Origin of the sequence: Neisseria oralis (genome assembly GCF_045062685.1) — a bacterium.
GTDB lineage: Bacteria > Pseudomonadota > Gammaproteobacteria > Burkholderiales > Neisseriaceae > Neisseria > Neisseria oralis.
The window spans coordinates 16,598-39,540 of sequence record NZ_JBJGEB010000004.1 but is presented as its reverse complement, the minus strand read 5'-3'; the positions used below and the strand labels follow the sequence as shown (position 1 = coordinate 39,540).

Here is a 22,943-nt window from a genome sequence, read left to right as displayed (position 1 = left end):
GTAGAATATAGGCCGTCTGAAAACCATTTGAGAACACGCCAACATGAATCCGTTTGAAACCAAAAGCGTTACCTTTGCCGAACCGATTGAAATGCTGTATGCCTGCCACGGCAAAGTGCGCCGTTTCTGCGGCCAGGTCGCCATGCTGTCGGACTATATTGCCGAAAACGGCTGCAATCAGATTGTTTTGCAAACCATCCGCCAAATCGCGCAGTATTTCAACGTTGCCGCCCCGCTGCACCATGAAGACGAAGAAGAAAACTTCTTCCCGCTCCTGCTGCAATACGCGCCGCAAGCCCAAGAAAGCGTGGACGAGCTTTTGCGCCAGCATGTGAGCCTGCATGGCAACTGGGATGCCGTGGCTGCCGAATTTGCCAAACTCGAAGCAGACAACGCCTATATCCCCGATGCGGAAGCGTTCAAACGCTTTGTGGTAGGTTACGATGTGCATCTGGCGATTGAAGAACCCTTGTTTGACATGGGCAAAACGTTTATCCCCAAAGAGAAACTGACCGAAATCGGTGAAATTATGGCGGCGCGCCGACGCAGATAAGGCCGTTTACAGATTGCCGTTTCTTCAAACAAAGGTCGTCTGAAAACTTGAAAACAGAGTTTCAGACGGCCTCAGTATCCCCCTTAACACGACCATGTCGTCTGAAAAGGAAGCAAACCATGCTGACGCCAAAAAGCTGCGATTTGTTCAATATCCCGTTTTTCCAGTTTGCCCAACTCAAAAAATATCAGCCCGAAAGCATTCCGCAAATCAAAGCCGACTACAAGGAAAACTGGCAGATATGGCAGCAGTTGATACAGCAGGTCGCCGCAGATTTGGGCGAACCTTTCGCCCCGCCGCATATCGAACGCTGGTGTAACGGCTGGCAGGTGCGCGCCCATTTCTTCGCCTACTTCAAATACGCCCAATACAAAAACTCCGCCGCCATCCTGTCGATACTGCTCAACCGCCGCCGCCTGAGCGTCAGCTTGGACTGGCACTGTTACAAAGCCGACGTATCACCGATTGCGCTGCCGGAATACAACCGTTGGCTGGATGATTTCGATACCGAAAAATACGCCGCATTCGATATGTGGCATGGCGCGGAAAGCGAATATGACGACTACCGCACCGTCACACAACAAAGCGAATCAGACCGAAAGTTGCAAAACGACGAAGACTTTTTCTGCATCGGCAAACACATCGAACGCGACGATTTGGGCAAACAGGATGTAGCAAAATGGATAGTCGAAACGGTGGAAGATTTGCTGCCGCTTTATGAAGCCTGTCATGGCAAATGATTCAGAACATATCAACCTAACCCGAAGGTCGTCTGAAAATCAGATTGAGAACATTTCAGACGACCTGATTTCCAAAGTGAACAAAATGACCGAAACCCAATCCCTAGAACTCGCCAAAGCGTTGATTTCCCGCCCGTCCGTTACCCCCGACGACCGAGATTGCCAAAAACTGCTCGCCGAACGCCTGCACAAAATCGGTTTTGCGGCTGAAGAACTCCATTTCGGTGACACCAAAAACATCTGGTTGCGACGCGGCACGCAGGCTCCTGTCGTCTGTTTTGCAGGGCATACCGACGTCGTGCCGACGGGTCCTGTCGAAAAATGGGATTCGCCCCCGTTCGAGCCGACCGAGCGCGACGGAAGATTATACGGGCGCGGCGCGGCGGATATGAAAACCAGCATCGCCTGTTTCGTTACCGCCTGCGAACGCTTTGTTGCCGAGCATCCCGACCACCAAGGCAGCATTGCGCTCCTGATTACTTCCGACGAAGAGGGCGACGCGCTGGACGGCACGACCAAAGTCGTCGATGTATTGAAAGCGCGCGACGAGCTTATCGACTATTGCATCGTCGGCGAACCGACCGCCGTGGACAAATTGGGCGATATGATTAAAAACGGCCGACGCGGTTCGCTGTCAGGCAACCTGACCGTCAAAGGCAAGCAAGGCCATATCGCCTATCCGCATTTGGCAATCAATCCCGTGCATACTTTTGCCCCGGCCTTGTTAGAGCTGACGCAGGAAGTCTGGGACGAAGGTGACGAATACTTCCCGCCGACCAGTTTCCAGATTTCCAATATCAACGGCGGCACAGGCGCGACCAATGTCATACCGGGCGAGCTGAACGTCAAATTCAATTTCCGCTTCTCCACCGAGTCCACCGAAGCAGGGCTGAAGCAACGCGTCCACGCCATTTTGGACAAACACGGAGTGCAATACGATTTACAGTGGTCGTGTTCGGGGCAGCCCTTCCTGACCCACGCGGGCAAACTGACCGACGTGGCACGCGAAGCCATTGCCGAAACCTGCGGCATAGAGACCGAATTGTCCACCACCGGCGGCACTTCGGACGGACGCTTCATTAAAGCCATTGCGAAAGAACTTATTGAATTAGGCCCGTCCAATGCCACCATCCACCAAATTAATGAAAACGTGCTGCTGGACGACATTCCGAAGCTGTCGGCGGTGTATGAGGGGATATTGGCGCGGTTGTTGGTTGAAAAGGCCGTCTGAAAACGGCAGAAGGGTATTGCTCCGCCAAAATCGGCATCCTTGAGGCAATACCTTAAGGAACATCCTACGACGGTTCAATCAATTCTTTATCATAATAAGAATGGTGATGGATACCGGTACACATTTTCAGGAAGGTAGATTTTTATTAAGTCTTTTTATTGATAGGGCATTCCATTCAATTTTCTTAAGTGATATTGTGATACCAACTCGTTGATAAGGAGAAAAATGATGAAGTACGATAATTTTTTCTTTCCCGCAGACGATCTTGCTGCCAGTTGCCGCTTTTACCAAGAAGTGCTGGATTTGCCCGTTAAATTCGACTTTTCCGAAAACGGCATGGTTGCTTTTCAGGTAGGCGACGAAGAAGCCGCCATCATTCTCAAAGAGCGGAAAAAGTTTCCCGATATGACGCCTACCGTGTGGATTGAAGTGGAAGATGTGCAGGCAAAATATGCGGCGTTACAGGGTAGGAATATCCGTTTTCTAAGCGAACCTTTCCGCATTCGTACCGGATGGGCTGTGGAATTTATCGATCCGTCGGGTAATCGGTTGGGGTTTGTAGATTATCGGGAATAAAAATCTATGAAATGAAAACGGGGCGAGCTGTAGTATTGGCAAAGAAGCCGATAAATTGTTATAACAGGGAGGGTCATGCCTCCCTTTATTGTAAATAGATCTATACCTATGATTACCCTACCTTCTTTGAACGACCTTCCTTCAAAATGGAATGAAATCCGCGAGCGACTGGAAACAGACTTTTCAGACGACCTCGAAGCCCTGCTGCATGAACGTTTTACAGAACACGAAGCCAAGCAGTTCGAGCAGGATTTTATCGACCGTATCGGTTGCGCGCCTGAAGAATATGTCCGCATCCGCCGCGCCATCCGTTTGTTGGAAGCGCATTATCCTGACAGCTCAAACGAATTAACCGCCGCCGCCATTGCCACGCCTTTGGGCGAGATGCTGGCGGTGTTCGGTGGCAAAGGGTTGTGTTTGCTGGAATTTGTCGGGCAGAAGCATATGGAACAGGAAATTACCGCCGTCCAAAAAGCCTTGCGCGGACGGTTTGTGTTTCGGGAAGATGAGCGAACGCAACTTCTGCGGCAGGAATTGGACTTATACTTCAAGGGTCGTCTGAAAACCTTTGCCACGCCTTTGGAGCAGATCGGTACTGAATTTCAAAAGCAGGCATGGGATGCGCTCTTGGCGATTCCTTACGGCGAAACGCGCAGCTACAAGGAGCAGGCGCAGCGTTTGGGTAATCCCAAAGCCGTCCGCGCCGTTGCCGCCGCCAACGGGCAGAACAAAGTGTCCATCCTGATTCCCTGCCACCGCGTTATCGGCAGCGACGGCAAGCTGACCGGCTACGCGGGCGGCCTGAACCGCAAACAGTCGCTGCTTGCTTTGGAACGCGGCGAAGTTCAGACGACCTTGTTTTGATTTTGAGGTAGACAACACCGATTAAAATTATCGGATTTGAAAATCCGACCTGACTAAAATAGAGCAGCGGCAGATTGCTCATCAATGCCCGAACTGCCGGAAAGGAGAAATACGAATATGAACCTGAAAAACCGCCATTTCCTGAAACTTTTAGACTTTACGACCGAAGAAATCACCGCCTACCTCGACCTTGCCGCCGAGTTGAAAGCCGCCAAAAAGGCAGGGCGCGAAGTGCAGCGGATGAAAGGGAAGAACATCGCCCTGATTTTTGAAAAAACATCGACCCGCACCCGCTGCGCGTTTGAAGTTGCCGCGCGCGACCAAGGGGCGGGGGTCACTTATCTGGAGCCGTCCGCCAGCCAAATCGGGCATAAGGAAAGTATCAAAGACACCGCCCGCGTGTTGGGCAGGATGTACGACGGCATCGAATATCGCGGCTTCGGGCAGGACGTGGTCGAAGAATTGGCGAAATACGCCGGCGTGCCCGTGTTCAACGGTCTGACCAACGAGTTCCACCCCACCCAAATGCTCGCCGACGCGCTGACCATGCGAGAACACAGCGGCAAACCCTTGAACCAAACCGCGTTTGCCTACGTCGGCGACGCGCGTTACAACATGGCAAATTCGCTGCTGGTGTTGGGCGCGAAGCTCGGTATGGACGTGCGTATCGGCGCACCGAAAACCTTGTGGCCGTCTGAAAACATCGTCGCCAGCGCACGCGCCGTCGCCGAAGAAACTGGCGGAAAAATCTTGCTGACCGAAAATGCGGAAGAAGCCGTCAAAGGTGTAGATTTTATCCATACCGACGTGTGGGTCAGCATGGGTGAGCCGAAAGAAGCGTGGCAGGAACGCATTGATTTGTTGAAAGATTACCGCGTTACTCCCGAGCTGATGGCGGCATCGGGCAACTTGCAGGTCAAATTCATGCACTGCCTGCCCGCCTTCCACAACCGCGAAACCAAAGTCGGCGAATGGATTTACGAAACCTTCGGCTTAAACGGCGTGGAAGTAACGGAGGAAGTATTCGAAAGCCCTGCCAGCATCGTGTTCGACCAAGCGGAAAACCGGCTGCACACGATTAAAGCGGTGATGGTGGCGGCGCTGGGGGATTGATTGTGCGAAGGTATCAGGCCGTCTGAAAATCTGTTTTCAGACGGCCTTTTTGTTTTATTTAGTGTTAGTGGTTTTCAAAACTGCTTTTCCACGCTGACAAACCATTGCATGTTCCGGCGCGAGTAAAAGCCGCTCATATTGCTGTCGGTTCGCAGATAGCGCATATTCAGGTGCGGTACCAAACCTTTCCATGCGATTTTGTCGTGCCAGATTGAGGCATTGGCCTGATATTCGCGGTCTTTGCGGATAAAGCGGTAAACCAGCTCTCCGGGCGCGTCGAATGTGCGGCGGGTGTAGCGCAGGTTTGCACGCAGGCCGAGGCCGTCTGAAAAAAACTTTACCATACCCAGCCGGACGCCTTTGCGTACCGATGCCTGTTCCGCCTCCTTGGTGATGTCGTGCGACCAGTCCGCACCGCCGTAAAACAGCCAGTTTTTCGGCGCGGTATACAACAGCATGGCGCCCGCCAGCGGCATGCCTGCGTCGTAACGTGCCGCCATGCGGTGGTCCTGGTAGTGTTTTCGGACGTATCCCGCATTCAGCATCACGCGCCATCGGGCGTTCAGACGGCGGGAGAAGTCGGCATGGACACCGAACGAGCGGTTGTAGCGGCTGCCGCCGAGCCAGTTTTGTTCCGCAAACGGCACGATGCCGAACGAGCGCGTTATCGAGCGGTTTTTGTAGCCCGCCGCCAAGTTGACGCTTTGTTCGTTAAATTCCCGATTGTCCCAGTAATGTACGCCGTCGCCGCTGAGGTTGCCGTAGGCGAAATGATGGCCGCCCAGATTGATTTCGCGCGACAGGCCCAAGCCGTAGCGGAAGCCGTGCGCGCTTTGCGGCAGGCTGTCGGCGGTTTTGTGCCACTGCCGCCCGCCCCATTCGATGATTTCGGTAGCGGAAGCACTGTTGACATTATCCGTCGCCTCATATTGCAGCGAGGCTTCGGGTTGCCAGCTTTGTGCGTCTTTAACGGCTTTCAGGTAATGGTCGGCGAGCTGTTGCATGTCGGGTTGCAAATCCGGCTTGGCGCGTTCCAGCTCCGCCGCCGCTTCGCGGTATTGTTTGTTTTCAAACAACATCACGCCCAAATCGAAACGCGGATACGCCAAATCGGGCTGCCGCAGCACGATGCCGCGATAGAGCGCCACCGCTTCGTCATGACGCAATTGCGAACGGCGCAGCGCGCCCAGTGCGTAATCGTACAGGATTTGGTCGCGGTCGGGACGGGTGCGGTATTGTGCCAACAAGTCCGTCAAAGCGTCCCAATCCTGCCGGATGATGGCGCGGTTGATTCGTTCCTCCAAGGCACTGCCCGGACTGAGGCCGTCTGAAACGGCGGCGGGCGCGGGTTCGTCTTGTCCGGCGAGTTCTTCGGAAGAGGGTATTTTGTCGCCCGGGTGTTCGTCGAAGAAAACCGGTGCGGGCACGCGCACGGGCGGGACGTCGGCAAAGGCCGCGAGGGAGAGCGGCAGCAGAAGCAGGGGAAGTTTGTTCATATTTTAAGTAAGGCGGTAATGTGTCGTTTTTAGGCCGTCTGAAACGGGATTTCAGACGGCCCGGAAATTATAGCGGATATTACGGAAGGTTATTCTTTGATTTGGCTTAAAAGGCCGTCTGAAATCCCGTTTCAGACGGCCTTTTAAGTATGTTTTCCGATTGAAACGGAATGTGTGGCGGCAGTAAAATAAAAAATATTCAACCTGTTAACCGAAACGGAGGCTGTGATGAAAAAAACTTGGACGGCGGTAGCGGCGGCATTGGCCGTGGCGGCATGCAGCAGTGCGGGCAATGAAACGGAAATGCTGAAAAACCGGCTCACAGAGGCGCAGACGGCAGTGAAGCTGTCGGCTGAAAACACCAAGCGGCTGGAAGACACTTATTCGGACATTTATTTCGAGTTAAACAGCCTGACGGTGGCGAACTTCAAAGCGAAAGTGGCAGCGGGGGATACTTTCTATGCCTACATCGGCCGCCCCAGTTGCGGCGACTGCAACGCATTCGAACCGATGTTCAAGCGTTACATCGAAAAACACCGCCTGGGCAGCAAAATCTATTTTGTCAACGTGCACCGCCTGCATCAGGACAAAGAAGCATGGATGGCGTTCCGGCAGCAGTACAAACTGAGCGGTACGCCCGTATTGGCGAAATATTCCAAAGGACGGCAGGTGAACAAGCTGGATTTGGAAGACAACGGCGGCAGCATCAGCGCGGCCGATTTGGAAAAATGGCTGGCTTTGAATAAGTTATAACTTTTATCTTACTCAGAGGCCGTCTGAAAGGCATGGCCGGAAGATTTCATTCCGGCGGTGCGGTTTCAGACGGCCTTTTGTTTCGATGTTAATCTTGAGTAAATAAGTAGGATATTAATAATAAAAATCAATTAAAAACTAGATTAAATAAAGTTAGACTATGAAGTGCGTATGTCTTAAAATTTACCGCATGAATGCAATCCTCAATAATAGGGTAATACTAAAGAACTATCATGTTGATATGATTTAGAATTAGAAATCAAAAAAAGGCCGTCTGAAAACGGCGGATGAAGAAGAGCAGGAACACAATATGAACGTATCGAGACGGCAGTTTTTCAAGGTAACCGCCGCCGGCGCAGGAGCGACCGGTTTGGCGGTAATGGGCGTCATGCCCGAAAATGCGTGGGCCGAAGTGCGGCAATACAAACTTTCCCGCGCAACTGAGACGCGCAACAACTGTACTTATTGTTCGGTGGGCTGCGGTACGATTCTCTACAGCATGGGCGACGGGGCGAAAAACGCCAAAAAGGTGATTTTCCATATCGAAGGCGACCCCGACCATCCGGTCAGCCGCGGTTCGCTGTGCCCCAAAGGCGCGTCATTGTTGGATTTCGTACACAGTCCGAACCGCGTGCATTATCCGGAAGTGCGCGAACCGTTTACCAACGAGTGGAAACGCATCTCTTGGCACGACGCGCTGACCCGCATCGCCAAATACATCAAAGCCGAAAGAGATGCCAATCTGATTGTGCAAAACGAAAACGGTACGCCCGTCCACCGCCTGCCATCCCTCGGTATGCTGACCGCCTCGGCCTCTTCCAACGAAACCGGTATTCTGACGCAAAAATGGATGCGTTCGCTGGGTATCGTGGCGACTGACGCGCAGGCACGCGTGTGCCACGGCCCGACCGTGTCGGCGCTGGCCTCGACTTTCGGCCGCGGCGCGATGACTAATACTTTTGTGGATATTCAACATGCCGACTTCATCATGGTCATGGGCGGCAATGCTGCCGAAGCGCACCCTGTCGGTTTCAAATGGGTTATCGAAGCCAAAAAGAAAAAAGGCACCAAACTTTTTGTGGTCGACCCCCGTTTCAACCGCACTGCTTCCGTGGCCGATTTCTATGCACCCATCCGTTCGGGCAGCGACATCGCGTTTCTGGGCGCGTTAATCAACTGGCTCATCGAAAACGACAAAATCCAGTGGGAATACGTTAAAGCCTATACCAATGCGGGTTTTATCGTGTCCGAAGGATTTGATTTTGACGACGGTATGTTCAGCGGTTACGACGAAGGCCGGAAAAAATACGACAACGAAACCTGGTATTACGAGTTGGACGAAAACGGCTATGCCAAAACCGACCTGACCCTGCAACACCCGCGCTGCGTTTTCCAATTACTGAAAAAACATTATTCCCGCTATACGCTGGACGTTATGAACACCATCTGCGGCACCAGCAAGGAAGACTTTTTGAAAGTGGCCGAAGCATGGGGCGAAATGGCTGCGCCGGATAAAGCGGGTACGATTCTCTACGCACTGGGCTGGACCCAGCACACCACCGGCAGCCAGATTATCCGCACTATGGCGATGGTTCAATTGCTGTTGGGCAATATCGGCATGTCGGGCGGCGGCGTCAACGCCTTGCGCGGGCACTCCAACATTCAAGGTTTGTCCGATTTGGGGCTGCTTTCCACCTCGTTGCCGGGCTATCTGAACCTGCCCAACGAATTTAACCATCCGACCTTCCAAGACTATATCGCCAAAAACACGCCGAAGCCTTTACAGCCCAACCAGTTGAACTATTGGGGCAACACGCCGGCTTTTTTCGTCAGCTTCCTGAAATGGATGTACGGCGAAAACGCCACCAAGGAAAACAACTGGGGCTACGACTGGCTGCCGAAATGGGACAAGATGTACGACATCTTGCAACTTATCGAACTGATGTATCAGGGCAAGGTCAACGGCTTGCTGGTGCAGGGCTTTAACGCGCAGGGTTCGTTTCCCGACGCCGGCCGCGTTACCGAGGCGTTTTCAAAACTGAAGTTCATGGTGGTGATGGACCCGTTGAAAACCGAAACCGCTTCTTTCTGGGAAAACCACGGCGAAGCGCACAATGTGGATCCGTCGAAAATCCAAACCGAAGTTTTCCGTCTGCCGACGCCGTGTTTCGCCGAAGAAGCGGGTTCGATCGTGAACTCTTCACGCTGGCTGCAATGGCACCACCCGGGAGCGGAACCACCCGGCGAGGCGCTGCCCGATTTGGACATCTTGGGCGAACTGCACATGATGCTCAAAGAAATGTATGAAAAAGAGGGCGGTACCGCTCCCGAACCGATTACCAAGCTGGCTTGGCACTATAAAAACCCGAATGCGCCGACACCCGAAGAAATGGCCAAAGAATCCAACGGTTACGCACTGGCCGATTTGACTGATTCAGACGGCAACATCATCCGTAAAAAAGGCGAGCTGCTCGACGGTTTCTCCCAACTGCGCGACGACGGTACGACCGAATGCGCCACTTGGATTTTCTCCGGTTCATGGACACAGGCCGGCAACCAGATGGACCGCCGCGACAATACCGATTCCGGTTTGGGCAACACCCCGAAATGGGCTTGGGCATGGCCAGCCAACCGTCGCATCCTTTACAACCGCGCCTCGTGCAATCCGGAAGGCAGGCCGTGGAATCCTGACCGGGTACTGATTAAATGGGACGGCAAAAAATGGGGCGGAGCGGATGTGGCCGACTTTAAAGCCGATGCCGCACCCGGTTCAGGTATGAATCCTTTTATCATGAACGAAGAGGGTGTAGGCCGCCTGTTTGCCGCGCGCAAATTGGTGGACGGTCCGTTCCCCGAACATTACGAACCGCTGGAGTCGCCCATCGGCACCAACCCGCTGCATCCGAAAGTGGTGCAGTCTCCGGCCATACGCCTTTTCGACAGTGTGAAGGAGCGAATCGGCACGCACGAGAAATTCCCTTATGTGGGCACGACTTACCGTCTGACCGAGCATTTCCAGTTCTGGACCAAATCGGTCAGGCTGCTGATGATTGCCCAGCCGGAACAGTTTGTCGAAATCAGTGAAGAGTTGGCGAAAGAAAAAGGTATCGAAAAAGGCGATTGGGTGAAGGTCAGTTCGCAACGGGCCTACATCAAGGCCAAAGCCGTCGTAACCAAGCGTGTGAAGCCGTTGCAGATTCACGGCAGAACCGTACACCAAATCGGTATCCCGCTCCACGGTGGTTGGGAAAACATTGCAGGAAGCAAACAATTTATCGTCAACGGCCTGACGCCGTTTGTGGGCGACTGCAATACCCAAACCCCCGAGTATAAAACTTTTCTGGTAAACATCGAAAAAGCATAAGGAGCGGAACATGGCATTACAATCTTTGGACATCAAGCGCCGTTCCGCCACCTCGGCCGTTACCCCGCCGCCTGGCGTGCGCAAACCGATTGAAGTGGCGAAACTCATCGACGTCAGTAGCTGCATCGGCTGCAAGGCCTGTCAAGTGGCCTGTTCGGAATGGAACGACATCCGCGACGAAATCGGCACCAATCACGGCGTATACGACAATCCCATCGACCTGACGGCGAAAAGTTGGACGGTTATGCGGTTTTCCGAAACCGAGGAAAACGGCAAGCTGGAATGGCTCATCCGCAAAGACGGTTGTATGCACTGCGCCGACCCGGGCTGTCTGAAAGCTTGTCCGTCGCCAGGGGCGATTATCCAGTATCAGAACGGTATTGTTGATTTCCATCAGGAAAACTGTATTGGCTGCGGATACTGCATCGCAGGCTGTCCGTTCAATATTCCGCGCCTCAACAAGGAAGACAACCGCGCTTACAAATGCACGTTGTGTTCCGACCGTGTCGCCGTCGGTCAAGAGCCGGCCTGCGTGAAGACTTGTCCGACCGGAGCGATTCAGTTCGGTTCTAAAGAAGACATGAAGGCCGTGGCGCAGGAACGTGTCGAAGATTTGAACAGACGCGGCTATAAGAATGCCGGTCTGTACGATCCTCAGGGCGTTGGCGGTACCCATGTGATGTATGTGTTGCACCATGCCGACAAGCCCGGCCTGTATCACGGCCTGCCTGAGAATCCGAGCATCAGCAAAACAGTCAAACTGTGGAAAGGCTTTTTGAAACCGCTGGCGACTTTCGGTATTGCCGCCGCAACGCTGGCCGGCTATTTCCACTACATTACCGTCGGTCCGAACCGTGCGGTCGAAGACGGAGAGGAGCCGGAAGTTATCGGCAAAGACGGTAAAACCCTGCCGCGTGAGGAGGATGCATAATGAAAGAAAAACTGATTCAGCGCTATACCCGCCCCGAACGCATCAACCACTGGGTTGTCGCTATTTGTTTCGTCCTGCTGGCGGTTTCGGGATTGGCGTTTTTCTACCCCGCCTTTTTCTGGCTGACCGGTATTTTCGGTACGCCCCAACTGGCGCGCATGATACATCCGATTATCGGCGTCGTGATGTTTCTCGGCTTTGCCCGCCAATTCCTGCGTTACTGGCATCATAACTTTATCGACAAAGAAGACGTGAAGTGGATGACTTCGGTATTGAAAGTATTGAAAGGCTATGAAGTGGGCGACGTCGGCAAGTACAACGGCGGCCAAAAAGGCATGTTTTGGCTGATGACCGCCTGTATGCTGGTTTTGATTGCCACCGGCGTTATCGCATGGCGCCCGTATTTTGCGCAATATTTTCCGATTCCCGTTATCCGCCTTGCTTTGCTGGCGCACGCATGGGCGGCGACCATTCTGATTGCGGGCATTATCGTTCACGCTTATGCCGCCATCTGGATTAACGGCACCATCCGCGCGATGGTTGAAGGTGTGGTTACGCAGGCATGGGCGAAGAAACACCATCCGCGCTGGTATCGTGAAATGATTGCCAAAAACAAGGCACACGAGGAAAACACCGGCAACGGAGGTATCGATGGTGAGGCGGAGAAACCGTAAATCGAACGGAAAACCTCATTGATGTTTTGAGGCCGTCTGAAAAATCGGATTCCGCTTTTTCAGACGGCCTTTTTATGTCGCGCAGTCAAGCCGGTGAAAACGATGGAAGGTTTGTCCGTTTCTGTCAGGGCTTCCAAAAACATCTTTTCTAAATTCTGAAAGGCCGTCTGAAAACATCGCAATAACGTTTTCAGACGGCCTTTTATTGCCTTGAATTACGCTTTGGCTTTCAATGCCGCCGCTTCTTTGGCAAGGCGGGTGATGGTATCCCAGTCTTTGTTTTTCACGGCTTCTTTCGGGGTCAGCCATGAGCCGCCGACGCACAAGACGTTGGGCAGTGCCAAGTAATCGGGTGCGGTGGCGAGGCTGATGCCACCGGTCGGGCAGAAGCGCACGTCGGCATAAGGGCCGTAGAGTGCTTTGAGCATGGCTTTGCCGCCGACGACTTCGGCGGGGAAGAGTTTGAGGGTATCGATGCCGTGTTCCAAAGCCAGTTGGACTTCGCCCGGAGTGGCAACGCCGGGAATCAGTGGGATGCCGCTGTTGTGGCTGGCTTTGGCGAGGGATTCGTGCAGGCCCGGGCTGATGGCGAAAACCGCGCCTGCGTCTTCGACGGCTTGGAGCTGTTCGGGGTTGGTAACCGTACCTGCGCCGACGATGGCGTTGGGCACTTCTTTGGCAATCAGGCGGATGGCGTCGAGGCCGACGGGGGTGCGCAGGGTGATTTCGAGGGTGGGGATACCGCCTTCGACAAGGGCGTGGGACAAATCGACGGCGGTACTCAAGTCGTCAATCGCCATTACCGGCACAACTGCGCCGGCAGTCAGGATTTCGCGGGGGGTCAGTTTGGACATTTCGGTTCTCCAGGTGGAATGGGGTGTTGTTTTTTGCTGCGGTCAAACGGGATGGGGAGTTAAGTTTTCAGACGACCTTTTGTGGCTGTATTCGGATACCCGTATCCGACAAATGCCCTGATAACGTCGGATTTGAGAATCCAACATACGTCTATCTTAAACCGCTTTAATAATTTTTCAGACGACCTTCCGTTCACAAAGGTCGTCTGAAACGTACATCAGGCAAATTCGCCGCCGAAACTCATGGCGCCGGTTTCTGCGCTGCTGGTCATGCTGCGGAAGTTGGCGAAGAGTTCGCGGCCGCAGCCTTGTTGGTTCGCGCTCAAATCAATGTGTTCGACTTCGCGGGCGTTCCATTCGGCCTCGTTAATCAGGACGTTGAGTTCGCCGGTAACGGAGTCGAAGCGGATTAGGTCGCCGGTACGGATTTTGGCGATGTTGCCACCCATCAGGGCTTCGGGCGTCATGTGGATGGACGCGGGCACTTTGCCGGATGCGCCGGACATACGGCCGTCGGTCAGCAGTGCCACTTTGAAGCCGCGGTCTTGCAGGATGCCCAAAGGCGGGGTCAGTTTGTGCAGCTCGGGCATACCGTTGGCGCGCGGGCCTTGGTAGCGGACAACACACACAAAATCGCGTTCCAACTCGCCTCGCTCAAACGCAGCCAACACTTCGCGTTGGTCGTTGAACACAATGGCGGGTGCTTCGATGATGCGGCAGCCTTCGCGCACGGCGGACACTTTAATCACGCCGCGTCCGATGTTGCCTTTCATCAGGCGCAGGCCGCCGTCCGGGGAGAACGGGTTGTCGGCTTTACGCAGGATGTCGTCGTTGCCGCTGGTTTCGGGGGCTTCGCGCCATTCGAGTTTGCCGTCGATGAGGAAAGGTTCTTTGGTGTAGTGGCGCATACCGTGTCCGACGACGGTATCGACATCGTCGTGCAACAAGCCTGCGTCCAGCAATTCGCGGATGACGAAAGGCAGGCCGCCCGCTGCGGTAAAGTGGTTCACGTCGGCTTTGCCGTTGGGGTACACGCGGATGAGCAGCGGGATGATGGAAGAAATTTCGTCAAAGTCGTCCCAGTTCAAAATCACACCTGCGGCGCGCGCCATGGCAACGAGGTGCATGGTGTGGTTGGTCGAGCCGCCGGTTGCCATCAGGCCAATCAGGGCGTTGATGAAGGATTTTTCGGTCAACATTTCACCCAAGGGTTTGATGGTGCCGTTTTTGATGCCGCGCGCGAGGTGTCCGGCAGCGTAGCGGGTCAGGGCTTCGCGCAGGTCGGTATAAGGGTGGACGAAAGCGGCGGCGGGCAGGTGTACACCCATCATTTCCATCATCATTTGGTTGGAGTTTGCCGTACCGTAGAAAGTGCAGGTACCTGGGCTGTGGTAAGAACCCATTTCGCTTTCGAGTAAGGCATCGCGGCCGACTTTGCCTTCGGCGAAAAGCTGGCGGGTGCGGGCTTTTTCTTTATTGCCGATACCGCTGGACATCGGGCCTGCGGGGACGAAGATGCCGGGAATATGACCGAACGAAAGCGCGCCTATCATCAGACCCGGCACGATTTTGTCGCACACGCCCATAAACAGGCTGCCGTCGAACATTTGGTGCGACAGGCCGACGGCGGTGCTCATGGCAATCACGTCGCGGGAGAACAGCGACAATTCCATACCGGCATAGCCTTGCGTGATACCGTCGCACATAGCGGGCGTACCGCCGGCAACTTGCGCGGTCGCGCCGTTTTTCTGCGCTTCGTCTTTAATTTGGTCGGGGAAGTCTTTAAACGGCTGGTGTGCGGAAACCATGTCGTTGTAGGCAGTGATGATGCCTAAGTTGGGAACGGTGTCCTGAAGCATTTCGATTTTGATGCTTTTGGGCATGGAGGCGTAGCCGTGCGCCAAGTTGCTGCAACCGAGCTGGTTGCGCTCCAGCCGTCCCATTTGTTTGGCGCTGCGGATTTTCGCCAGATATTTTTCGCGGGTCGGACGGCTGCGTTCGATGATGCGCTCGGTGATTTCGGCGAGCTTGGGGTGGATAGGAGTGGTCATATTGTGGTTTGCCTTTTTGGTAGGTGGTGTGTCTGCGTGTTGCAGACGGCCTGATTATAGTATGTTGTGCTGTAACTGTTGTTTGTGAGACGGTTGAATGGCAGGCCGTCTGAAATTATTTTTCAATCAATATTGTAATGCATTTTTTGTAATTTAGTTACAAAAAATGCATTAATTGAGGCTGGAATTTGATGTAATCCATATAACGAAGACCTAATAGGTTGTGTATGGAAAATATTGCATATTTTTTTTAACCAAGTCAAAAAAATTTGAAAAAACAAGATAGACAAAATGTGTAGTGGCGTGTAGGATTACTACCGATTTTCCTATAAATTAAGGCATTGCCTGCTGCCTATTCGCAGGCCGTATAAATTCGTGTGATTAACGAAAGATAACAGATGATGAATACACAAACCAATTTCGACTTGATTCTGTTCGGCGCTACGGGAGATTTGGCCATGCGCAAGCTGCTGCCGTGCCTGTATCAGGCCCATGTCGCCGGACTGTTGCATCCCGAAGGCCGCATTTTGGGCGTGAGCCGCAGTAAATTCGATACTGCCGAATTCCTCGCCAAAGTCGAAACAAATTCCAAAATCCACATCAAGAATCATTTTTCCGAGGCGCAATGGCAATCGTTTGTCGACCGCATTACTTATCTGTCGCTGAACGTTACCGAGCCTGAAGACTTCGTTCGGCTGGGCGAAGCGGTGAAAGAACGCGCGGTGCCCAAAGACATTGTTATCTACCTTTCAACCGCGCCCAAGTTCTTCGCTCAGGCCTGTGAAAATCTGGCGGCAGTCGGCCTGAATGCCGACAATGTGCGCGTAGTGTTGGAAAAACCGCTGGGCACGGATTTGCAGTCTTCTCGAGAAATCAATGACGACGTGGCGCGCTTTTACAGAGAAGACCAGATTTACCGCATCGACCACTATTTGGGTAAGGAAAGCCTGCAAAACCTGCTGGCGCTGCGCTTTGCCAATGTTGTATTAGAGCCGTTGTGGAACCATAAATACATTAAGAGCGTGCAACTGACCATTGCCGAGCAGCTCGGCGTGGAAGAGCGCGGCGAGTTTTACGACATTACCGGCGCGTTGCGCGATATGGTGCAGAACCATTTGCTGCAAATGCTGTGTATGACGGCGATGGAGCCTCCGGCAAGTTTGGACGCGGACGCGGTGCGCAATGAGAAGGTGAAAGTGCTGAAAGCCCTGAAACCGATGACTTCGGCGGATGTCGACAAAAACGTTGTCCGCGGCCAATATATTGCCGCAGGGGGCATGAACGGCTACCTTCAGGAAGTCAACGTACCTTCCGGCAGCACCACCGAAACCTACGTTGCCATCCGTGCCGAAATCGATACGCCGCGTTGGGCGGGCGTACCGTTTTATCTGCGCACCGGCAAGCGCATGGCAGATAAAGTGGCCGAAATCGTGCTGAATTTCCGCGAATTGGACAATCGTATTTTTGAAAACAGCATCTCCGTACCCAACCGTCTGGTTATTGAATTGCAACCCGACGAGGCCGTTCGGCTGTATATGCAGGTCAAAACGCCGGGCGTGGGCAATACCGTTGAAATCGCGCCGTTGGATATGGATTTGGGCAAAGCCGCCGAAGGCCACCGCGCCGAGGCCTACGAGCGACTGCTGTTGGACGTGATTGACGGCAAACTGGCGCTTTTCAACCGCCGCGACGAACTTGAGGCCGCATGGGAATATGTGATGCCGATTCTGGAAAACTGGGCATCCAGCGCCACGCGGCCGCACGGTTACGCCGCCCATTCTTGGGGGCCTGAGGCCGCCCGCGAACTCTTGGCGCGCAACGGCGACAAATGGCACGAAGAGCAATGAGGCAGGTTTTCAGACGGCCTGTCCCATGAGCGGTGTTGGCCTACCGAGGCCGTCTGAAAATAAATCATACTGAAACGGGTGATACGGATGCTTCGTAACGGCGGTTCCGCATAACGGTTTTTCAGACGGCCTCATGGCTTCGGAAGGCCGTCTGAAAATAAAATACGGAAAGGAAAAATATGTTTACCTGGCATGAAAACGATAACGCTGCGGCAGCGGCGCAGTCTCTGGCAGACGCGGTTGCGACCGCACTGCAAAGCACCTTGGACGAAAAGGGCCGTGCGGTTCTGGCAGTGTCGGGCGGTCGTTCGCCGATTGCGTTTTTCGAAGCGCTCTCGCACAAGGATTTGGCTTGGAGCAACGTCGGTATCACCTTGGTGGACGAACGCATCGTGCCGACGGTTCATCCCGACAGTAATACCGCTTTGGTGCGCGGATACCTGTTGAAAAACAAGGCATCGGCAGCCAGATGGATTCCTATGGTGGAAGACGGCAAGCCTGAAAACCGGCTGCCGCCTCAAGAAGTGGTCGATTTCGCCTTGCAACACTACCGCCAGCCCGACGTGCTTGTCCTGGGCATGGGCGGCGACGGGCATACGGCTTCGCTGTTCCCGCAGGCGCCGCAGTTGGAGGCAGGAATCGATTTGGAGAACGACGTTACCCTGCTGCATACCACCCCGGTTACCGCACCGCATGAGCGCGTGAGCATGACGCTGGGTGCCATCCTGAAAACGCCGCATATCTTTCTGGCGATTCAGGGCGCGGACAAAAAAGCCGTATTCGAGCGGGCCGCCGCAGCACCGACTACCGAATTCCCCATCAGCCTGATTTTGAACCAGAATGGAGCAAACTGCCATGTCTACTACGCAAAATAAACCCGTAACGAACCAACCTTCTACAAGTTGGCCGCGCATGGTGGCCGACATAGGCGGCACCAACGCCCGCTTCGCGCTGGAAGTTGCGCCGCAGCAAATCGAGCAGGCGGAAGTTTTGCCCTGCCACGACTACGACACTATCATTGATGCGGCCCGCGAATTTCTGAAGCGCGTCGGCAATCCGAAAATCAGCCATGCCGCAGTTGCCATTGCCAATCCGATTTTGGGCGACTGGGTGCAGATGACCAACCACCACTGGTCGTTTTCCATCGAAACCACACGCCAGTCGCTCGGTTTGGAAACCCTTATCCTGCTGAACGATTTTACCGCGCAGGCGCTGGCGATTACGCAGACGAAGCGCGAAGACTTGGTGCAGGTCGGCGGAAAAGAGCTGGTGGAAAACGCGCCGAAGGCCGTTATCGGTCCCGGAACAGGTCTGGGCGTCAGCGGGCTGGTTCCGAGCAAGGCCGGCTGGGTACCGTTGTCGGGCGAGGGCGGCCATGTCAGCTTTCCGCCGTTTGACGATGCGGAAGTGATGATTTGGCAGTACGCTAAGAAAAAATACGGCCACGTTTCCGCCGAACGCTTTTTGAGCGGTTCGGGACTGACGCTGATTTACGAAGCATTGGCGGTTAAAGAAGGGCTGAAGCCGAAAAAACTGACGCCCGCCGAAATCAGTGAAAACGCCCTGAGTGGTTCGTCGCCGCTGTGCCGCCTGACGCTGGACATGTTCTGCGCGATGCTGGGCACGGTGGCTTCCAATCTGGCGCTGACGCTGGGCGCAAGCGGCGGGGTGTATCTCTGCGGCGGCATCATTCCGCGCTTTATCGATTATTTCAAATCCTCCCCGTTCCGCAACCGTTTTGAAAACAAAGGCCGGTTTGACGCCTATCTGGCCTCGATTCCCGTATATGTTGTGTTGAGCAAGTTCCCCGGACTGATCGGTTCGGCGGTAGCGTTGGACAACCATTTGCAGGGATTGGGCGGAGAATAGGCGCGGGATATGGTTTTCAGAGGGCCCCACGCAGGCCGGAAAGAATAACGAGGCCGTCTGAAAGCCGCCGCCTGCCGTATATCATCTCACCGTTTCGGTATCGAAAGGTCAAATATCATGTTAAGCAAAATCAGCGAATCATTGTCTAATTTATCCGGCGCCGAACGCAAAGTGGCGGAATGGGCGTTGGCGGAACCCAAATGGTTTGTCCATGCTGCGGTGGCCGAAATCGCCGAGCGCGCATCGGTGAGCCAGCCGACGGTCATCCGTTTCTGCCGCAGCCTGGGTTACAAAGGGCTGCCGGAATTCAAACTGGCATTGTCCGCCAGCATCGGCCACGAAGGGATGCCTTATGTGCATGAAGAGTTGAATGCCGACGACGACATGGCCAGCGTGGTGGAAAAAGTGTTGAGCAATACCGCCGCCTCGATTCTGGGAGAGCGCCGCGTTTTGCAGGAGTCGGAGCTGGAAAACGCCGTCGCCATGCTGCTGCACGCGCGGCGCGTGGAATTTTACGGCGTCGGCAATTCGGGCATCGTGGCGCAGGATGCGCAACACAAATTCTTCCGTTTCGGCATTTCCACCGTGGCTTATGTGGATACCCACACCCAACTGATGGCCGCCGCCGTGCTGACCGACAAGGACGTGCTGGTTGCCGTGTCCAATTCGGGTTCTTCCATAGAGCTTCTGGATGCGGTAAGCATCGCCAAGGAAAACGGCACGTCGGTCATCGCCATAACGCGTAACGATTCGCCGTTGGCGCAGCTTGCCGACTGCGTGCTGAGTATCGCCACGCAGGAAAACATAGAAGTGTATACCCCGATGGTGTCGCGGCTGTTGCAGCTGGCGGTCATCGACATCTTGGCCATCGGCCTCGCATTGCGGTTGGGCGAACCCGCCAGCCAGCAACTGAAAAAAGGTAAGCGCAGCATTTACGGCAAACATAAACACCACTTGGAAACACATAAAGACTGAAACCGAAACAGGTCGGCAACCGGCAATCGTGAACAAGGAAAAGGCCGTCTGAAAAATCCGAAATCGGGTTTTTCAGACGGCCTTTTCCTTGCCGGATATTAAGTAAAATGGTCTAGCAGGGTTTGTAGCCGTATTACGAAAGCATTACGTCAAAATATGTAGCAAAATAACAGTATTCAAGGCAAGCAGACATAAAGTATGATTTGTCGGTAGTCGGTTTAATTCGGATTACCTCGCCGAACCGGCCGCTATTCCGTCTGTAACAACAAGAGAGGACATCGATATGTCTACGCCTTCGTAACAAAACAACAATACCGCATTGTCGGTCTTAACCGCTTTGTTCTTTATGATGGGGTTCATCACCTGTCTGAACGACATTCTGATTCCCCACCTGAAAGCCATCTTCGACCTGTCTTACGTTCAGGCGATGCTGGTTCAGTTCTGTTTCTTTACCGCTTATGCCGTGATGTCGATTCCGATGGGCAAACTGGTCGGTAAAATCGGCTATAAGGGCGGCGTTATCGGCGGGTTTCTGTTGACTGCCGTCGGCTGCCTGTTGTTTTATCCTGCCGCCGACAGCGCATCGTATCCGACTTTTCTGGCCGCACTGTTTATTCTGGCTTCCGGCGTTACCCTGCTGCAAGTGGCGGGCAACCCTTACGTTACCCTGTTGTCCAGGCCGGGCAAGGAATCTTCCACGCTGACGCTGGTACAGGCGTTCAATTCGCTGGGTACGACGGTTGCGCCGTGGTTCGGTTCGATGCTGATTCTGGCCGATGCCGGACAAACCGCCAGCAAGGCCGAACAGATTTCTTCGGTGCAGATACCTTATTTGGGCTTGGCCGGCGTTTTGATATTGCTGGCCGTATTCGTGAAAATGATCAAACTGCCCGACGCGCGTAAAATCGCCGAGGAAGTAACCGAACACAGCCATGACGGCAAAACCAGCGTGTGGCAGTACAAACACTTGATTCTGGGTGCGCTCGGCATTTTCTGTTATGTCGGTGCGGAAGTATCCATCGGGTCGTTGCTGGTCAGCGTAATGGAAGTAACCGCCGGACTGGATCATGCCACCGGCGCGAGATTGCTGTCGGTATATTGGGGCGGCGCGATGGTGGGCCGCTTCTTGGGCACGCTTCTGATGCAGCGCATCGCGCCTTCCAAATATCTGGCCTTTAACGCAACGGCGGCGGTCGTGCTGATTGCGGTTGCCATCCTGTTCGGAGGAGGAAAAGTGTCGATGTGGGCGTTGCTGTTTATCGGTTTCTTCAACTCGATTATGTTCCCGACCATCTTTTCGCTGGCCACCAGCGGTTTGGGCAAATTTACCGGAGCGGCTTCCGGCATCATCTGTACCGCCATCGTCGGCGGTGCCATCGTGCCGGTAATGCAGGGTTTCTTTGCCGACCATATCGGCCTGCTGCTATCGTTCTTCGTTTCCGCACTTTGTTACCTGTATATCCTGTTCTTTGCAGTGAAAGGGCATAAAGCCGACGAAGCGGCATAATCCTTTTTGATTGCGGCATAAAGGCCGTCTGAAACCCGATTTCGGGATTTCAGACGGCCTTTATTGTCGGTGTGCGGATGTTTTACGGCTGTTGCGGTTGGACCGGTTTGCCGTCTATCGTTGCCCCCGTCAGCCTCAGATTGTAGGTTTTGCCGTCGTCGGTGTAGCTGATTTGCGCGGGAATGTTGTCAAACGCCGTGGCGAAAGCGTAGCCGACAGTGCTGTCGCCGCGGCGGACGCGGTATTTGTCTATATCGATATAGCCTTTGCCGAATTTGTATTTCGAGCTGCCTGTTTTATTGATGCTGTTGATGCGGTAGAGCTTTTTACCATTGGTAATGCGCGTTCCGGCAGGCAGCTTGCCGTCGCCTGCGGCGAGCTGCCAAGCCAGTGTAAACAGGTCCATCGTCGGGCCGGAAACGGTTTCGGTTTCTTCGCCTTCCTTGATTCTGCCGTAGGTAACGCTGTTGCCGTTGAATTTGGCTTCGGCGTAGAGTTTGCCGCCGCGTATGTCTTTGTAGTAAGACGGATAGAGGATGCCGTCTGAAATCGTGCCTGCGGATTCAAAGCGGATTTTATACAGCGGGACTTTGATGGACGAGACGATTTTGTAGCTGTTGCCGTTGCGGGTGAAAGTCATAACGGCGGGAATCCCGTAGCTGCCGGAATATTTCAATACGGCAGAATGCGGCAGCTCGGAAGCGGTTGCGGAAAGGGAAAATACGGCCAGAAGCAATGCGGTTGCTTTTGTTGTGTTCATGGGGTCTCCTTTCTTAATCTGTGTTCGGGTTATATCTGTATTTGGGATGCCGTTAAGCCAACAACGGGCGGTCTTCGGGCTGGTTCCGGCTGTTAATAACCCGATTGCCCTCGATTTTCAGACGGCCTGCGGCGAAATCGGCTACGGCTTGGGGGAAAAGCCGGTGTTCGACTTTCAATACCCGTGCGGCAATGTCGTCGGCCGTGTCGTTGTCGAAAATCGGTACGACGCCTTGGGAGATAATCGGCCCGCAGTCCAGCTCGGGGGTAACGAAATGAATGGTGCAGCCGGCCACGCGGCAACCCGCCGCCAGCGCGCGTTCGTGGGTGTGCAGGCCTGTGAACGACGGCAGGATGGACGGGTGGATGTTCATCAGGCGGCTTTCGTAACGGGTGCAAAATTCGGGGGTAAGGATGCGCATGAAACCGGCGAGGACGACCAAATCGGGTTGGTAAGCATCGATTTTTTCCATCATGGCCCGATCGAAGGCGCCGCGGGAGGCGAAATCTTTGTGGTTCAGGCTGTCGGTAGGGATGCCGCGCTCCGCAGCCCATGCCAGGCCGGCGGCGGTTGCGCTGTTGCTCAAAACGGCGGCGATGCGGACGTCCGGAATACCAGCGTTGACGATGGCCTGCATGTTGCTGCCGCGGCCGGAAATCAGAATAACGATGTTTTTCATGGGCGTACCAATTTTGGGTTAACAGTTTAAAACGGTAAGGGAATTTGCTGCGGCTGCATGGTCAAGGATAAAAGGCCGTCTGAAAACGAAGTCCGCAATGCCCGAA

The 22,943-nt window shown here is 54.1% G+C and carries 20 protein-coding genes; 15 read left to right on the top strand and 5 right to left on the bottom strand.

Annotated features, from left to right (window positions below; translation table 11 throughout):
- The first annotated feature begins 43 nt into the window (after positions 1-43).
- The 6 genes from ACI43T_RS04805 (at position 44) to argF (ending at position 5,077) form a co-directional block, all read left to right on the top strand.
- A complete protein-coding gene (locus ACI43T_RS04805; protein ID WP_405385694.1) occupies positions 44-553 on the top strand; it encodes a hemerythrin domain-containing protein in 510 nt (169 codons plus the stop codon).
- Between the two features lie 119 nt (positions 554-672).
- On the top strand, positions 673-1,293 hold the full coding sequence (locus ACI43T_RS04800) for an HI_0552 family protein (RefSeq protein ID WP_405385693.1): 621 nt from the start codon (positions 673-675) through the stop codon (positions 1,291-1,293).
- An 85-nt stretch (positions 1,294-1,378) separates the two neighbouring features.
- Positions 1,379-2,524 carry a succinyl-diaminopimelate desuccinylase gene (dapE, locus tag ACI43T_RS04795; protein WP_405385825.1) on the top strand — a complete coding sequence of 382 codons (1,146 nt, stop codon included), beginning with the start codon at positions 1,379-1,381 and terminating at the stop codon, positions 2,522-2,524.
- Positions 2,525-2,749: 225 nt separating this feature from the next.
- On the top strand, positions 2,750-3,100 hold the full coding sequence (locus ACI43T_RS04790) for a VOC family protein (protein ID WP_293276739.1): 351 nt from the start codon (positions 2,750-2,752) through the stop codon (positions 3,098-3,100).
- 108 nt (positions 3,101-3,208) lie between these two features.
- Positions 3,209-3,964 carry a methylated-DNA--[protein]-cysteine S-methyltransferase gene (locus ACI43T_RS04785; RefSeq protein WP_405385692.1) on the top strand — a complete coding sequence of 252 codons (756 nt, stop codon included), beginning with the start codon at positions 3,209-3,211 and terminating at the stop codon, positions 3,962-3,964.
- Positions 3,965-4,081: 117 nt separating this feature from the next.
- On the top strand, positions 4,082-5,077 hold the full coding sequence (gene argF, locus ACI43T_RS04780; RefSeq protein ID WP_405385691.1) for an ornithine carbamoyltransferase: 996 nt from the start codon (positions 4,082-4,084) through the stop codon (positions 5,075-5,077).
- Positions 5,078-5,151: 74 nt separating this feature from the next.
- Here the strand turns inward: argF and ACI43T_RS04775 are convergent, their stop codons facing one another.
- On the bottom strand, positions 5,152-6,573 hold the full coding sequence (locus ACI43T_RS04775; RefSeq protein ID WP_405385690.1) for a surface lipoprotein assembly modifier: 1,422 nt from the start codon (positions 6,571-6,573) through the stop codon (positions 5,152-5,154).
- 228 nt (positions 6,574-6,801) lie between these two features.
- Here ACI43T_RS04775 and ACI43T_RS04770 point away from each other — a divergent pair, with 228 nt between their 5' ends.
- The 4 genes from ACI43T_RS04770 to ACI43T_RS04755 all read left to right on the top strand — a co-directional run bounded on the left by ACI43T_RS04770 (position 6,802) and on the right by ACI43T_RS04755 (position 12,295).
- On the top strand, positions 6,802-7,326 hold the full coding sequence (locus ACI43T_RS04770) for a thioredoxin family protein (protein WP_293276746.1): 525 nt from the start codon (positions 6,802-6,804) through the stop codon (positions 7,324-7,326).
- A 310-nt stretch (positions 7,327-7,636) separates the two neighbouring features.
- The gene (fdnG, locus tag ACI43T_RS04765) at positions 7,637-10,690 is read left to right on the top strand and encodes a formate dehydrogenase-N subunit alpha (RefSeq protein WP_405385689.1); all 3,054 of its coding nucleotides are present in this window, start codon (positions 7,637-7,639) and stop codon (positions 10,688-10,690) included.
- 10 nt (positions 10,691-10,700) lie between these two features.
- Positions 10,701-11,621 (top strand): formate dehydrogenase subunit beta, encoded by a 921-nt coding sequence (fdxH, locus tag ACI43T_RS04760; protein ID WP_009173841.1) that lies wholly within the window; start codon positions 10,701-10,703, stop codon positions 11,619-11,621.
- Positions 11,621-12,295, top strand: coding sequence for a formate dehydrogenase subunit gamma (locus ACI43T_RS04755; protein WP_009173840.1), 675 nt, complete (start codon positions 11,621-11,623; stop codon positions 12,293-12,295). The genes fdxH and ACI43T_RS04755 overlap by 1 nt, the downstream gene beginning before the upstream one ends.
- 215 nt (positions 12,296-12,510) lie before the next feature.
- On the opposite strand, the gene ACI43T_RS04750 is transcribed toward ACI43T_RS04755, so the two are convergent.
- Both ACI43T_RS04750 and edd read right to left on the bottom strand, forming a co-directional pair.
- A complete protein-coding gene (locus ACI43T_RS04750; protein WP_377080237.1) occupies positions 12,511-13,149 on the bottom strand; it encodes a bifunctional 4-hydroxy-2-oxoglutarate aldolase/2-dehydro-3-deoxy-phosphogluconate aldolase in 639 nt (212 codons plus the stop codon).
- Between the two features lie 218 nt (positions 13,150-13,367).
- Complete coding sequence (edd, locus tag ACI43T_RS04745) at positions 13,368-15,200, bottom strand: phosphogluconate dehydratase (RefSeq protein WP_377080235.1); 1,833 nt, start codon at positions 15,198-15,200, stop codon at positions 13,368-13,370.
- 401 nt (positions 15,201-15,601) lie between these two features.
- On the opposite strand from edd, the gene zwf reads away from it, so the two are divergent.
- The 5 genes from zwf to ACI43T_RS04720 all read left to right on the top strand — a co-directional run bounded on the left by zwf (position 15,602) and on the right by ACI43T_RS04720 (position 21,398).
- Complete coding sequence (gene zwf / locus ACI43T_RS04740; protein ID WP_377080249.1) at positions 15,602-17,047, top strand: glucose-6-phosphate dehydrogenase; 1,446 nt, start codon at positions 15,602-15,604, stop codon at positions 17,045-17,047.
- A 179-nt stretch (positions 17,048-17,226) separates the two neighbouring features.
- Complete coding sequence (gene pgl, locus ACI43T_RS04735; RefSeq protein WP_377080232.1) at positions 17,227-17,922, top strand: 6-phosphogluconolactonase; 696 nt, start codon at positions 17,227-17,229, stop codon at positions 17,920-17,922.
- Positions 17,903-18,916: a glucokinase gene (locus ACI43T_RS04730; RefSeq protein WP_293276760.1), complete on the top strand. Its 1,014-nt coding sequence runs from the start codon at positions 17,903-17,905 to the stop codon at positions 18,914-18,916. The genes pgl and ACI43T_RS04730 overlap by 20 nt, the downstream gene beginning before the upstream one ends.
- Positions 18,917-19,033: 117 nt before the next feature.
- A complete protein-coding gene (locus tag ACI43T_RS04725) occupies positions 19,034-19,891 on the top strand; it encodes an SIS domain-containing protein (protein WP_009173834.1) in 858 nt (285 codons plus the stop codon).
- Between the two features lie 346 nt (positions 19,892-20,237).
- Positions 20,238-21,398: a sugar MFS transporter gene (locus ACI43T_RS04720; RefSeq protein WP_405385823.1), complete on the top strand. Its 1,161-nt coding sequence runs from the start codon at positions 20,238-20,240 to the stop codon at positions 21,396-21,398.
- An 82-nt stretch (positions 21,399-21,480) separates the two neighbouring features.
- On the opposite strand, the gene ACI43T_RS04715 is transcribed toward ACI43T_RS04720, so the two are convergent.
- Both ACI43T_RS04715 and purN read right to left on the bottom strand, forming a co-directional pair.
- Complete coding sequence (locus tag ACI43T_RS04715) at positions 21,481-22,158, bottom strand: DUF3108 domain-containing protein (protein ID WP_405385688.1); 678 nt, start codon at positions 22,156-22,158, stop codon at positions 21,481-21,483.
- Positions 22,159-22,210: 52 nt separating this feature from the next.
- The gene (purN, locus tag ACI43T_RS04710; protein ID WP_377080229.1) at positions 22,211-22,837 is read right to left on the bottom strand and encodes a phosphoribosylglycinamide formyltransferase; all 627 of its coding nucleotides are present in this window, start codon (positions 22,835-22,837) and stop codon (positions 22,211-22,213) included.
- Positions 22,838-22,943 lie beyond the last annotated feature (106 nt).